The following is a 13,938-nucleotide window of genomic DNA, read 5'->3' as shown; positions in this document are numbered from 1 at the left end:
ATCGCAAGCATGGCGGAAACCGCCATTCTGGTCGGGGAGACAGGATTCCTGACCTATTTCTTCCGCGCGCTAAGTCATTGATTTTGCGTCGCCGTGCAGCCCGTCTGTCAGCGAGTTGCACAGCAAGGGGTACAGCCGCGGGTACAATGAGGCAAGGCTATTGAATCGCCCCAAAGGTCGATGACTGCACAGCAGCAGCTGCGACACGTTCGGATCAGGCAGCTCAGTCTGGCGCGTGTGGATTTCAGTAGCCTAAGCAGAGGCTGAGCATGATGCCCGCGTACTTCGCGGGCACGTCGAGCCGTCCCATGTCACGATCGGACATCGTTCATAGGCGTTGCCTGTCCGCTTCGTCGCCGACGTCATGCTGATGCGATGCGATGCGATGCGGCGCAAGGACGGACGTCAGACGTACCGTCCTTCAAGCCCTTCTTGTCAGGTCATTGGCTTCAACGATTGCCCCCTAGAGTCCCGAAAGGTCATCCGAGTTCACGGCCGATGCCGACGAACCCGATGACCCACAGTCCGGCGAGGGATGTGTCAGATCAGATCGTACTCACCCTCAATCTTCAGGCGCGATACGGATCCGGCAACTGGTGCGCATGTTGCGAACTGCGAGCTGGCAGGCGAGGCGGGATCGGTCGGTGCGATAGTCGCTACTGTCGAGCAGATCGTCTTCGTCGGGACCGGGCGGGGGCAGGTCCTCTCCACCCGCCTCGACATAGACATGGCAAGTTGCGCAGGAGCAGCATCCGCCGCACATCGCCAGCAGTTCATCCACACCGGCATCGCGGATCGCTTCCATGACGCTGACATCTGCGGCGCCCTCGACCTCGATACGATCGCCGTCACGGGTAACGACCTCGATCGTTACCATTAGGCGTCCCCCTGCTTCACGAAGCCGCTCAACCGCGCTGCGATCAAATTTTGTGCATCGCCGACGATCCGCTCGATCAGCTGGCGACATGTCGGCACGTCATGGATCAGTCCCTGAACCTGCCCGGCCCAGATCAGCCCCGCGTCCAGATCTCCGGTTTCCAGCGCCGACCGCCCCTTGGCCCCGGACACCAACGGTCGGATATCCTCGAACACGGCGTCGGGACGCGCGGAGATTTCGACGACTTGGTCGGACACACTGGTTTTGGCCACACGTCCCGTATTGTGAAAGCGACGAAAGATCAGGTTGGTCGCACGCTCGTCGTTCGAGACGATCAACTGCTTGATCGCATCATGGATCGGCGCTTCGACCGTCGCGCAGAAGCGGGTGCCCATGTTGATGCCCTCCGCCCCCAACGTCAGCGCGGCAACCAGGCCCCGGCCATCGGCGAAACCGCCGCTCGCCAGCATCGGAATCTTCACCTTGTCGGCGGCGGCGGGGATCAGGATCAGACCCGGAATATCATCCTCACCCGGATGACCGGCACATTCGAACCCGTCGATCGAGATGATGTCGACCCCCATCCGTTCGGCGGACAGGGCATGGCGGACAGCGGTGCATTTGTGGATCACCGTGATGCCGTGCGCCTTGAAGTCCTCGACATGCTCCTGCGGGCGGTGGCCCGCCGTCTCGACGATCCGCACCCCGCTGTCGATGATCGCACGGCGATATTCGGCATAGGGCGGCGGCGTGACCGACGGCAGAATGGTCAGGTTCACCCCGAACGGCTTGTCGGTCATGCCTCGGCAGCGTTCGATCTCGCGGCGCAGATCATCGGGCGTCGGCTGCGTCAGCGCGGTCAGCATGCCCAGCCCGCCCGCATTGGACACGGCCGAAGCCAGCTCCGCCCGGCCGACCCACATCATGCCGCCCTGCACGATGGGATGTTCGATCCCGAGCAGCCTGGTTACGCGCGTGGCGAGGGCCATCACAGCGCCTCGATGATGGTGACGTTGGCGATACCGCCGCCCTCGCACATGGTCTGAAGGCCATAGCGCTTGCCCCGTGCGCGCAAGGCATGGACCAGCGTGGCCATCAGCTTGGTGCCGCTCGCGCCGAGTGGGTGACCGAGTGCGATCGCGCCGCCATTCACGTTCAGCCGGGCGGGATCGCCACCGACATGCTTGAGCCAGGCGATTGGGACGGGTGCGAACGCCTCGTTCACCTCGTACAGGTCGATATCGCCGATCGACAGGCCGCTTTTCTTCAGTGCCTTGTCGGTGGCGAACAGCGGCTCCTCCAGCATGATGATGGGATCGCCCGCCGTCACCGTCATGTCGACGATCCGCGCGATCGGGGTAAGGCCGTGCGCCTTCAGCGCCCGCTCGCTAACCACCAACACCCCGCTAGCTCCGTCACAGATCTGGCTGGCATTGGCGGCCGAGATCATGCCACCCTCCTGCAACAGCTTGACCGAGCCGATGCTCTCCAGCGTTGCGTCGTAGCGGATGCCTTCATCGCGGACATGCGGTCCACCATCCACCAGCACCGGCACGATTTCGTTCGCGAATGCTCCTGCGTCGGTCGCGGCGGCGGCGCGGCGGTGACTTTCCAGCGCGAAACGGTCGAGCGTCTCGCGGTCGAAGCCATGTTTGCGTGCCAGCATCTCGGCACCGGCGAACTGGCTGAACTCTTTTACGCCGAACCGCTCGGCGATGCTGGGGCTGACCGGGCCGATTCCCACACCCTCGCGCTGGTGGAAGCTGAGGTTGGAGAACATCGGCACCCGGCTCATGCTCTCGGTGCCCGCCGCGATCACCACGTCCTGTGTACCCGACATGATCGCCTGTGCCGCGAACTGGACCGCCTGTTGCGACGACCCGCATTGCCGGTCGATGGTGACGGCGGGCACGCTGTCGGGAAGCTTGGAAGCGAGGACGGCGTTGCGGGCAAAGGCGAAGGCCTGTTCGCCGGCCTGGGTGACGCAGCCCATGATGACGTCATCGATCGCCGCGGGGTCCAGGTCGTTGCGGTCGACCAACGCGTTCAGGACATAAGCCGCGAGGTCTGCCGGATGGACGCCGGACAATCGACCGTTGCGGCGCCCCCCGGCGGTGCGAACGGCGTCTACGATATAAGCATCGGCCATATCAGGCTCCTTGAAAAACGGGTTTGCGACGTTCGACGAAGGCGGCAATCCCCTCATGCGCTTCGGGATGGTCGCCGGCGCGGGCGATGGTCTGTGCCTCTCGGTCGAGATGATCACGAAGGGTCGCGGTTGCGCCGTCGATCAGCAGGCGGCGGGCAGCACCCAACGCGGCAGTCGGCGCGGCGATCAGACGTGCGATCACCGCCTCGGCCTCCGGGATCAGGTCTGCGTCGTCGACCGTCCGCGTCACCATGCCGATCCGCTCGGCCTCGTCCGCCCCGATCCGCTGATTGGTGAGGATGATCGCCTGCGCACGGCGAAGCCCGACGAGCCGGGGTAGAAGCCAACTCATCCCGCCATCGGGACTGAGGCCGACCCCTGTATAGGCGGCGGTGAAATGCGCCGATCGCGCGGCCAGCACGACGTCGCCCATGATCCCCAGGCTCAGCCCCGCGCCCGCCGCCGGGCCGTTGACCAGGACGACCAGGGGCTTGGCCATGCCCGTCAGCGTGATGATCGCGCCGTGCAGCGTATCGGCCAGGTCGCGGAGGAAAGACCCTGCCTCTTGGCCAGCCCCCGCCATCGCGGCGACATCGCCGCCGACACAGAACAGGCGTCCCGCTCCAGTCAACACGACGCAGCGTATCGCCGGATCGTCCGCCGCCTCGCGCGCAGCGTCGGCCAGTTCGCTCGCCATTGCCGGATTTACCGCATTGCCCGCCTCGGGCCGGTTGAGCGTCAACCAGGCGGCCCCGCCGTCCTTGCGGACCTGAACACTGCTCATCGACACGCCTCCATCGCTTCGCGAGCCAGTCGCGCCAACCGGGGAAAGCTCGCCGCACGTTCGCGGGCATGGGCGGACGAGGCGTTACCCCGGATCACCCGCCCCTTGATCCCATGGAAGATCGCGGCGATGCGGAAGAAATTGAACGCAATGTAGAATTCGTAGTCGGTGATCCCGTCGCGTCCGGTCCGCGCGCAATAGGCGGCGATATAATCGCGCTCGGAGGGCAGCCCCAGCGCAGCCACGTCCGCGCCGCCCAGCCCGGCAACGATATCCGGTGGCATCCGATACATCATCGCGTGATAGGCGAAGTCGGCCAGCGGATGGCCCAAGGTCGACAATTCCCAGTCCAGCACGGCCAGAATACGCGGCTCGATGGGATGAAAGATCAGGTTATCGCAACGGAAGTCGCCATGCACGATCCTGCTCTCGTCCCCCGCCGGTATGTGCTCGGGCAACCACGCGACCAGAGCATCCATATCCTCGTTTCGCCCGGCATCGGCGTCGTCCAGATACTGGCCGGACCAGCGCGCGATTTGTCGCGCGAAGTAATTGCCTGGCCGCCCATAATCGCCCAACCCGACCGCGATCGGATCAATGCCGTGCAGCGCCGCGATCGTCGCGTTCATCGCGTCGAAATAGGCGGGGCGCTCGACCCGGTCGATGTCGGCGAAGCTGGCGTCCCAGAAGATGCGGCCCTCGATCATTTCCATCACGAAGAACGGCGTGCCGATCACTCCTTCATCCGCACACACGCCCTGCACTCGCGCCACCGGCACCGGGGTATCGGCCAATGCGGTCAGGATACGCGCCTCGCGCAACACGTCATGCGCGCCTTTTGCCAGCGGCCCCGGCGGCTTGCGGCGCAGGACATAGCGGGCGTTCGGCGTAGACAGGCGATAGGTCGGGTTGGACTGGCCGCCCTTGAACTGTTCGACCGTCAACGGACCATCGAAACTCGGTATGGCCTCAGCCATCCATGCCGCCAGCGTAGCTTCGTCGAAGCGATGCACCTCCCGGACAGGCGTGGTTCCGGCGTTGGCGACGTGATCGAGGGCACTGACCATGGTCAGCAGCCCTTCCACTGTGGCGACCGCTTCTCGGCAAAGGCCGCTGGTCCCTCGACGGCGTCCTGCGAAGCCATCATCGTCGCGATCGCCGGATAATCCCATTGCTCGCGCAGGAACCGATCGGTGGGCGTGTCCAGCCCGCGCAATACCGCTTGCTTGGTCGCGCGGATCGACATGGGGCTGCACGCCAGTATCTCGTCGGCCCAGCGCCGGGCGGCAGCCAGGACGTCGCCCTCCGCCACCTCGTTGACGAAGCCCAGCCTTTGTCCTTCCTCGGCACTTACGCGCCGCCCGGTCAGCATCATGCCCATTGCAGGCTTCAGCCCGATGGTGCGGGGCAGGCGTTGCAAACCACCTGCCAATGCCGCCAGCCCGACCCTCGGCTCCGGCAGCGCAAAGACGGCGCGCGTGCTGGCGACCACGATGTCGCACGCCAGCACGATCTCGAACCCGCCACCCATCGCGACGCCGTTGACGGCGCCGATCACCGGCTTGGCCATGTCGAACCGCGCGGTCAGCCCGCCGAAACCACTGGACGGGGTCTCCATGCCGCCGCCCGATGCCTGCTGCTTCAGGTCATGCCCTGCGCAGAACGCCTTCTCACCCGCACCAGTGATGATGGCCACCCACTGGTCGGGATCGGCAGCGAAGGCGTCGAACGCCGCCGCCAGTTCCTCATGCGCGGCGGCGTTCAGGGCATTGTGCGCCTCCGGCCGATTGATCGTCACGATCGTCAGACGGCCTTCCTGCGCGACGGTGATATAGCGATGGGTCACTGTGCGGCTCTCCAATCCCGCTTGATTGTCTTGGCGAGGCTCCATTTGTGGACCTCGGTCGGGCCGTCATAGATGCGGAAGGCCCGCACCTCGCGGAACACCTGCTCGACGATCGTGTCGCCGGTCACGCCGGTGCCACCCATCACCTGGACGCAGCGGTCGGCGACGCGCATCAGCGCCTCGGACACCGCAACCTTGGTCATCGAGCTTTCCGTGCCGCCGCTATCGCCCGCATCCAGCACGCCCGCGCACCAGTCGATCATCAATTCGGCCTGTTTCAGGTCGATGCGGTTGTCCGCCAGCATGAAGCCGACGCCCTCATGGTCGATGATCGGCTTGCCGAAGGCCTCGCGGCGGCAGGCATAATCCGTCGCAATCTCGTTCGCCCGCAGGCAGGCCCCCAGCCAGCGCATACAGTGCGACAGGCGCGCCGGAGCGAGGCGGACCTGGGCGTATTTGAACCCCTCGCCACTTTGACCCAGCATCTGGTCGGCGGGGATGCGAAGGTTCTCGATGCGCACGACCGCATGGCCGCCGGGCATGGAGGTGTCGATCGCATCCAGCACCCGTTCGACCGTGATGGCCGGGTCGGGCAAATCGACCAGGAACATGCAGGCCCCGTCATCAGACTTCGCCATGACGATGCCGACTTGCGCACCTTGCGCGCCGGTGATGAACGCCTTGCGCCCGTTCACGACCCAGTGATTGCCGTCGAGGACAGCGCGGGTCCGCATCATTGACGGGTCGGAGCCCGCCCCGCCCTCCTCCGCCGGTTCGGTCATGAAGAAGGCCGAGCGCGCCTCACCCCGGACCAGCGGATCGAGGAAGCGTAGCTTCTGCTCCGCGCTGCCGACCTTGCCGAGCAGGTACATGTTGCCCTCGTCCGGGGCGGCGGTGTTGACCGCCAGCGGCCCCAGCGGCGACAGGCCCGACTGGCGCAGCACATAGGCGGTTTCGCGCTGAGTCAGATGCTCGCCATCCGCCAGGATATGCGGAGTAAGGACGCCTGCCGCCCGGGCCTTAGCCCGCATCTCGATGACAAGATCGTCGGAGGGGCCATGCGCGTCGCGGCGGGGGTCGTGTTCATAAGGTACGACCACCTCGCGCACGAACGCCGCCACCGCCACGCCGATGGCCTCGGCGCGTTCGGAGGGCGCGGGGCCGGTCAGGCTCATCGCGGTGCCATCCGAATGGAACCGTCGATACGGATCGTCTCACCGTTCAGCATCGGGTTGGTGACGATCGCCTCAACCAACTGCGCAAATTCGTCGGGCTGGCCGAGCCGCGACGGGAACGGCACCTGCGCGCCAAGCGAGTCCTGCGCCTCCTGCGGCAGGGTGGCGAGCAGCGGGGTCATGAAGATGCCCGGCGCGATCGTCATCACCCGGATGCCATAACGCGCCAGCTCGCGCGCGATCGGCAAGGTCATGCCGACCACGCCACCCTTTGACGCCGAATAGGCCGCCTGCCCGATCTGCCCGTCATAGGCCGCGACGGAGGCGGTGTTGATGACGACGCCCCGCTCCTCGCCCAGTGGATCGGCGGTGTGCAGCGCGGCAGCGAATTTCGATAGGACGTTAAAGGTGCCGACCAGATTGATCGTCACGATCTTTGAGAAGGCGGCCAATGGCAAAGGCTGGCCCTCCCGGTCGATGACCTTGGCGGGTGGGCCGATCCCCGCGCAATTGACCAGGATGCGCGCCTTGCCATGCAGCCCTTCGGCTTCCTGGATCGCGGCGGCAACCGCAGTTTCGTCGGTCACGTCGACCCGGACGAAGTGGCCGCCGATGTGCTGGGCCAGCGCAGTGCCCAGCTCAGCGTTCAGGTCGAAGATGGTCACCTTCGCCCCCACCCGCGCCAGCCGCTCTGCCGTGCCGCCGCCCAGCCCCGATGCGCCTCCCGTAACGATGGCTGCAACGCCCTGGATATCCATGTTGCTGTCCTTTTCCTATCAGATGATTTCGATGGCGATGGCCGTCGCCTCGCCGCCGCCGATGCACAAAGCCGCCACGCCGCGGCGCAGCCCCCGTGCCCGCAGCGCGGCGATCAGCGTGACGATGATCCGCGCACCGCTGGCACCGATGGGATGGCCCAGCGCCGTCGCGCCGCCGTTCACGTTCATCCGGTCGCGGGGGATGCTCAGATCGTGCATCGCGATCATCGCGACGGCGGCAAAGGCTTCGTTGACCTCGAACAGATCGACATCGGCAACACCCCAGCCCGCCCGCTCCAGCACCTTGCGGATCGCGAAGACGGGCGCAGTGGTGAACAGGGCGGGTGCGTGCGCATGGGCGGCGGCGGCGACGATCCGCGCCTGCGGGATCAGTCCTTTGCGCTCCGTAACGCTGAGCGGGGCCAGAACCAGCGCGGCGGCTCCGTCTGAAATTGAAGCGGAACTGGCCGCCGTGATCGTCCCATCAGCCGCGAAGGCGGGTCGCAGAGCCGGTATCTTGTCGGGACGGGCGTTGCCCGGCTGTTCATCGCGATCGACCAGCACCGTGCCGCCGCGGCCCGTCACCGGAACCGCCGCGATCTCTCCGACGAACGCGCCCTGCTCGATCGCCGCCTGTGCCCGCGCCAGGCTTTCAAGGGCATAGGCGTCCTGCGCGCCGCGGGTCAGACCATAGGCTCGAGCTGAGTCCTCGGCAAAAGCTCCCATCGGCTTGCCGCGATCATAGGCGTCCTCCAGCCCATCCATCATCATCGAGTCGATCACCCGATCATGGCCGATCCGCGCGCCGCCGCGATGCTTGGGCAGCAGGAAGGGGGCGCCGGTCATGCTTTCCATGCCGCCAGCCACGACGATCCGCGCCGATCCGGCGGCGATTGCTTCGGCCGCCATGATGACCGCTTGCATCCCCGATCCGCACATCTTGTTGACCGTCGTCGCCTCGACCGATTGCGGCAGATCCGCCTTAAGCGCCGCCTGCCTGGCGGGTGCCTGGCCCAGCCCGGCGGGCAGGACGCAGCCCATGATGATGCGCTCGATCAAGTCCGGCGAGACACCAGCGCGTTCCACCGCAGTGGACACCGCGACTGCGCCCAGCTCGACCGCGTTCAGCGTGGCGAAGGCGCCCTGGAACCCGCCCATCGGCGTCCGGGCGCTGCCCAGAATGACGATTGGATCAACCATGATGGCTTCCCAGTCCCCGCGCGATCACCATCCGCTGTATGTCCGACGTGCCCTCGTAAATCTGGCAGACGCGGACATCGCGATAGGTTTTGGCCAGCCCGAACTCCTCCAGATAGCCATAGCCTCCCAACGTCTGGATCGCGCCCGACACCACCGCCTCGGCAGTTTCGGACGCGAAGAGCTTCGCCATGGATGCGGCCTGCAAAGCGGGAAGTCCCGCATCCTTCAGCGCGGCGGCATGCAGCACCATCTGGCGCGCGGCCTCCAGCCGGGTAGCGAGATCGGCCAGGCGGAAGCCGACCGCCTGATGCTCGATGATCGGCTTGCCGAAGCTCCGGCGATCACGGGCATAGGCGATGGCGATGTCCAGCGCGCCCTGCGCCATGCCGACCGACTGGGCCGCGATGCCGATCCGCCCGGATTCCAGGTTGGCAAGCGCCATCGCATAGCCGCGCCCTTCCTCGCCGAACAGGGCGTCGGCACCGACCCGACAATCCTCGAAGCGCAAGCCGCAGGTGTCGGAGGCCCCCTGCCCGAGCTTGTGCTCGACCTTGTCGACGCCATAGCCGGGGGCGTCCGTGGGCACGAGGAAAGCGGACATGCCCTTGCGCCCCGCCGCCGGGTCGGTGACCGCGATCACCATCGCGACCGAAGCAATCTTGCCGGAGGTGATGAACTGCTTGGCCCCGTCGATCCGCCAGCCGTCGTCGGTCCGCTGGGCGCGCGTGCGGATCGCGGCGGCGTCGGACCCGGCATCTGCCTCTGTCAGGGCGAAAGCGCCGATTGCGGTGCCGCTGACCAGACCGGGCAACCAGCGCTCCTTCTGCACGGTCGACCCGAAGGCGATCAGGCCGTTGACCATGATCGAATTCTGGATCGACACGATGGTCGACAGCGCCCCGTCGGCACTGGCCAGTTCGATCAACGCCAGCGCGTAGGACACATAATCAGCCCCCGCCCCGCCCAATTCGGCGGGAGCAGTCATGCCCATCAGGCCCAGCTCGCCCAGTTCACGGAATAACGCGGGAGGATAGCCGCCTGACGCCTCGAATGCCGCCGCCTGGGGGCGGATGCGTTCCTGGGCGAAGTCACGGACGGCGTCGCGGATCGCGACCTGTTCGTCGTTCAGAACCAAAGGGCCTCTCCCATGCTCCCGTTCGCCGGGATGCCTGTTGCCCCATGGATAGCCGACAATGCCGCGACAGGCTTTGTCCGGCATCGCCGTGCTTTTTCACATTTCTTGCGCGCCCGTTGCCGCACGGGGCGCCACCGTGGTTCGCATGGCGCCATAAGATATAAGGAGAGGCCCGATGCACCCGGCGAACCATGCCGCACGCCATCCCGACAAGCCCGCCATCGTCATGGGCGGGACCGGCGAATCGATCAGCTTTACCGAACTCGACGCCCGGTCGAACCAAAGCGCCCATCTGTTGCGGGCGCTCGGACTGAAACGGGGCGATGTCGTCGCCACCGTCTTCGCCAATGCGGCCGAAGCCTTCATCCTGGGCTGGGCAGCGCAGCGGTCGGGGCTGTACCAGACCGCGATCTCCTGCAAGCTCAGCGCGCGCGACATGGCCTATATCCTGCGCGACTCCGGGGCCAGGCTGTTGGTCGTCTCGCCCGCCTACGCCGATCTGGCGCGCGAGGCTGTTGCGGATATTCCAACGCTACTGACCTATCGCTGGACGGGATCGGACGCCCGGTTTGCCGACTGGAGCCTGGCCGCCGGGGGCTATCCCGAAACGCCGATCGCGGACGAAAGTGCTGGCACCGACCTGCTCTATTCCTCGGGAACCACCGGGCGGCCCAAGGGCGTGATGCCGCCGCTCCCGACGGGGCCGATCGATGCGTCGACGCCACTGATGCGAATGGGACAGGCGCTGTACGGCATGGGGCAGGATATGGTCTATCTGTCCAGCTCGCCGCTCTATCACGCCGCGCCCTTGCGATGGGCGATGGCGGCGCAGCAGCTGGGCGGGACGGTGGTCGTCATGGAGCGGTTCGAGCCGGAGACGGCCCTAGCGCTGGTCGAGCGCCACCGCGTCACCCATGCCACCTTTGTGCCGACGCATTTCGTACGGATGCTCAAACTGCCCGATGCCGAGCGACTGCGCCATGACCTGTCCTCGCTGCGCGCAGTCATCCATGCCGCCGCGCCCTGTCCCGTGCCGGTCAAGCAGGCGATGATCGACTGGCTGGGCCCCATCGTGCACGAATATTATTCGGGCACCGAATGTTGCGGCATCACTGCGCTGAGCAGCAAGGAATGGCTGCAACGGCCGGGATCGGTCGGTCGCGCGGTGCTTGGCAAGCTTCACATACTGGACGACCGGGGCCTCGAACTGGCGGCGGGCGAGACGGGCAATGTCTATTTCAGCGACGGCCCCCAATTCGCCTATCTCAACGATCCCGCCAAGACCGCCGAGGCCCATAATGCGCAGGGCTGGGCAACGCTGGGCGATATCGGGCGGGTCGACGAGGACGGTTATCTGTACCTGTCGGACCGCAAGAGCTTCATGATCATATCCGGCGGGGTGAACATTTATCCGCAGGAGATTGAAAATCTGCTCGTCACCCACCCAAAGGTCGTCGACGCGGCGGTGATTGGCGTGCCGTGCGAGGAGATGGGCGAGACGGTGATGGCGATCGTCCAGCCCGCCGCCGGGATCACAGGCGACGAGACGCTGGCGGAAGAACTCCAGTGTTTTGCCCGGCGGGAACTGGGCGGGGTGAAGACGCCGCGCCGGTTCGCGTTTCTGGACGAACTGCCCCGCGAACCGACCGGCAAGCTGTTCAAGCGGCTGCTGCGCGACCGCTATGCCGCGTCAGGCTGAAAGGAGGTCTTTCAGCGACCGGGTCGTATCGGCGAGCGCATCCGGCGCGATCGCCGCGCCCGCCTGAACCAAGGCGCGGCCCTGGACATAATCCTTGACAGCGTTGACGGCATCGATGGCGATGACCCGCCCCTGCCGTAGATAGACGACCGAGAAACTTCGCGCCGCCGGATCGCCGCGCAATACCGCCGCGTCATGCCCCGCCGATAGGCCTATGGTCTGCAGCTTAAGGTCATATTGATTCGACCAGAACCATGGCACCGCTTCATAGGTCACCGGCCGCCCGACGATATCGCGCGCCGCCGTCACCGCCTGGTCATTGGCATTTTGTACCGACTCCAACCGGATTACAGCGCCATCGGCATAGCGGTTGGCATGTGCGGCACAGTCGCCGATGGCGTGGATATGCGGCAGGCTGGTCCGGCAGAAGCCGTCAACGATCACGCCATTACCCGCCTCCGCCCCCGCCTGTACCAGCGGCTCGACGGCTGGGACGATGCCGATGCCGACGATGACCATGTCGGCGGACAGCAGCGTGCCGCTGGCGAGCCGAACGCCGGTCACCCGGCCCCCGCCCTCGATGCAGGAAACACCGACACCCAGCATCAGCGTCACGCCATGCGCCCGATGCTCCGCCTCGTAGAAGCGGGACAGCGGCTCGCCCGCGACGCGCGCCAGCACCCGGTCCTGCGCCTCGACCAACGTCACGCTCTTACCGAACTTCGACAGCGCGGCCGAAGCCTCCAGCCCGATATAGCCGCCGCCGATCACGACGATCCGCTCGGCCAGGTCCAGCTCGCCGAGCAGCCGGTCGACATCGGCGCGGGTCCGAACGGCGTGGACGCCTGCCAGATCATGCCCGGCACAGGTCAGGCGACGGGGCTCGCCCCCGGTCGCCCAGATCAATTCGCCATAGCCGATAGTCTGGCCGCCCCCGGTCTGCACCGACCTGGCAACGGGATCGACCGTCACGACCGTTTCACCGAGCAGAAGCGAGACACCGCGCTCGGCCCAGAACGTCTCGGGTCGGATGAGGATGCGTTCGAAGGATTTGACGCCCGCCAGATATTCCTTGGACAAGGGCGGGCGCTCATAAGGTGGGTGCGGCTCAGCCCCCAAGATCGCGACGGAACCCGCGAATTTCTCTTGCCGGATCGCAACCGCCGCCTGCGCGCCTGCATGACCGCCACCGACGATCAACACGTCGAAATGCCCTGCGCTCACGGGATCAGCACCACCTTGACGCAATCGCCGCGCTTTTGCGCATCGATCGCCGCGTTGATATCGGTCAGCGGGAAGGTTCGAACCAGCTTGTCGAAGGGGAACTTCCCGTCGCGGTGCGCGGCGATCAGCTCGAGAATGAAGCTCTGCGGATCGCTGTCACCCTCCATGATGCCGACGACCCGCTGGCCATAAGTGATCATGCCGGCGATGTTGATGGTCAGCGCCGCGTCCGCCTTGCCCGGCACGCCGACCAGCCCCAGCATCCCGCGCGGGGTCAGCGCGGCGAGCACCGCCTCCATCATCTCCACCCGGCCGCTGGTATCGAAGGCATAGTCAACGCCGTCAGCCACGATCTCGCGGATCGCGGCGGTCACGTCGCCCGCCATCGGGTCGATCACACGGGTCGCGCCCAGTTCGAGTCCCAGGTCGCGGCGCTTCTCGAGCGGCTCGACCAGGATAATCGTCGCGCAATCCCGGATCTTTGCCCCCATCACAGCCGCCAGCCCGACCGGCCCGCCGCCGACGATCACGATCGACGATCCCGCATGGCACGCCATCGAGCGCATCACACCCCCCGCCCCCGTCTGGAATCCACAACCCAGCGGCCCCAGGATCGCGAGCGGAGCGGCCGTATCCTCGACCTTTACGACATTGCCCGCCCGAACGATGGCATGGGCGGCAAAGCTCGATTGGCCGAAAAAGTGCGACGAGATTGCCTCGCCGTCCTTGGAATAGGCCTTCGACCCATCCTCTAGCCGCATTCCCGCATAGTTGAGCGGCGGGAACTCCCGGCAATAGCTGGGCAGATGATCGTCGCACCGCGCGCAGTGCCCGCAGCTGGAAAAACCCAGCACCACCGCATCGCCGACCGCCAGCCCCTCGAACTCGCCCCTCCTCTCCTTTCTCCTCTCTCCCCCTTCCTCTCTCTTTCTCTCCTCTTTCTTCCTCTTCCCTTTTCCCCTTTCTCTTCTCCCCCTCTTCCTCTTCCTCCTCCTCTTCTCTTTTCTCTCTCTTTTTTCTCCTTCTCCTTCCCCCCACAAATATGAACTACCAAGATAATCAGTATCAGTACAATACAACCGAATCAAGAA

At 65.8% G+C, this 13,938-nt stretch carries 13 protein-coding genes; 1 reads left to right on the top strand and 12 read right to left on the bottom strand.

Going from position 1 to position 13,938, the window contains the following annotated elements; all coding sequences use genetic code 11:
* Positions 1 to 562 precede the first annotated feature (562 nt).
* The 10 genes from NS355_RS13440 to NS355_RS13395 are packed head-to-tail and all read right to left on the bottom strand — an operon-like array spanning position 563 to position 9,924.
* Positions 563 to 877, bottom strand: coding sequence for a 2Fe-2S iron-sulfur cluster-binding protein (locus NS355_RS13440; RefSeq protein ID WP_058746180.1), 315 nt, complete (start codon positions 875 to 877; stop codon positions 563 to 565).
* A complete protein-coding gene (locus NS355_RS13435) occupies positions 877 to 1,866 on the bottom strand; it encodes an NAD(P)H-dependent flavin oxidoreductase (protein ID WP_058746179.1) in 990 nt (329 codons plus the stop codon). The genes NS355_RS13440 and NS355_RS13435 overlap by 1 nt, the downstream gene beginning before the upstream one ends.
* The gene (locus tag NS355_RS13430) at positions 1,866 to 3,026 is read right to left on the bottom strand and encodes an acetyl-CoA C-acetyltransferase (RefSeq protein WP_058746178.1); all 1,161 of its coding nucleotides are present in this window, start codon (positions 3,024 to 3,026) and stop codon (positions 1,866 to 1,868) included. Before NS355_RS13430 ends, NS355_RS13435 begins: the two co-directional genes overlap by 1 nt.
* 1 nt (position 3,027) lies before the next feature.
* Positions 3,028 to 3,810 (bottom strand): enoyl-CoA hydratase/isomerase family protein, encoded by a 783-nt coding sequence (locus NS355_RS13425; protein WP_058746177.1) that lies wholly within the window; start codon positions 3,808 to 3,810, stop codon positions 3,028 to 3,030.
* Positions 3,807 to 4,877, bottom strand: a complete 1,071-nt coding sequence (locus NS355_RS13420) for a phosphotransferase (RefSeq protein WP_058746204.1) — start codon at positions 4,875 to 4,877, stop codon at positions 3,807 to 3,809. The genes NS355_RS13425 and NS355_RS13420 overlap by 4 nt, the downstream gene beginning before the upstream one ends.
* Before the next feature lie 2 nt (positions 4,878 to 4,879).
* On the bottom strand, positions 4,880 to 5,656 hold the full coding sequence (locus tag NS355_RS13415; protein ID WP_084787938.1) for an enoyl-CoA hydratase-related protein: 777 nt from the start codon (positions 5,654 to 5,656) through the stop codon (positions 4,880 to 4,882).
* On the bottom strand, positions 5,653 to 6,831 hold the full coding sequence (locus NS355_RS13410) for an acyl-CoA dehydrogenase family protein (protein ID WP_058746175.1): 1,179 nt from the start codon (positions 6,829 to 6,831) through the stop codon (positions 5,653 to 5,655). Before NS355_RS13410 ends, NS355_RS13415 begins: the two co-directional genes overlap by 4 nt.
* Positions 6,828 to 7,589: an SDR family NAD(P)-dependent oxidoreductase gene (locus NS355_RS13405; RefSeq protein WP_058746174.1), complete on the bottom strand. Its 762-nt coding sequence runs from the start codon at positions 7,587 to 7,589 to the stop codon at positions 6,828 to 6,830. Before NS355_RS13405 ends, NS355_RS13410 begins: the two co-directional genes overlap by 4 nt.
* Positions 7,590 to 7,607: 18 nt before the next feature.
* A complete protein-coding gene (locus NS355_RS13400; protein ID WP_058746173.1) occupies positions 7,608 to 8,789 on the bottom strand; it encodes an acetyl-CoA C-acyltransferase in 1,182 nt (393 codons plus the stop codon).
* Positions 8,782 to 9,924 (bottom strand): acyl-CoA dehydrogenase family protein, encoded by a 1,143-nt coding sequence (locus tag NS355_RS13395; protein WP_058746172.1) that lies wholly within the window; start codon positions 9,922 to 9,924, stop codon positions 8,782 to 8,784. Before NS355_RS13395 ends, NS355_RS13400 begins: the two co-directional genes overlap by 8 nt.
* 175 nt (positions 9,925 to 10,099) lie before the next feature.
* On the opposite strand from NS355_RS13395, the gene NS355_RS13390 reads away from it, so the two are divergent.
* Positions 10,100 to 11,623, top strand: a complete 1,524-nt coding sequence (locus NS355_RS13390; RefSeq protein WP_058746171.1) for an acyl-CoA synthetase — start codon at positions 10,100 to 10,102, stop codon at positions 11,621 to 11,623.
* Here the strand turns inward: NS355_RS13390 and NS355_RS13385 are convergent.
* Together NS355_RS13385 and NS355_RS13380 are read right to left on the bottom strand one after the other, a co-directional pair.
* Positions 11,615 to 12,847: an NAD(P)/FAD-dependent oxidoreductase gene (locus NS355_RS13385; protein ID WP_058746170.1), complete on the bottom strand. Its 1,233-nt coding sequence runs from the start codon at positions 12,845 to 12,847 to the stop codon at positions 11,615 to 11,617. The genes NS355_RS13390 and NS355_RS13385 overlap by 9 nt on opposite strands.
* The gene (locus NS355_RS13380) at positions 12,844 to 13,701 is read right to left on the bottom strand and encodes a zinc-binding dehydrogenase (protein WP_244489681.1); all 858 of its coding nucleotides are present in this window, start codon (positions 13,699 to 13,701) and stop codon (positions 12,844 to 12,846) included. Before NS355_RS13380 ends, NS355_RS13385 begins: the two co-directional genes overlap by 4 nt.
* Positions 13,702 to 13,938: the final 237 nt, after the last annotated feature.

This window comes from Sphingomonas yabuuchiae (assembly GCF_001477495.1).
Taxonomy (GTDB): Bacteria; Pseudomonadota; Alphaproteobacteria; order Sphingomonadales; family Sphingomonadaceae; genus Sphingomonas; species Sphingomonas yabuuchiae_A.
This window is presented reverse-complemented; position numbering and strand designations above follow the sequence as displayed.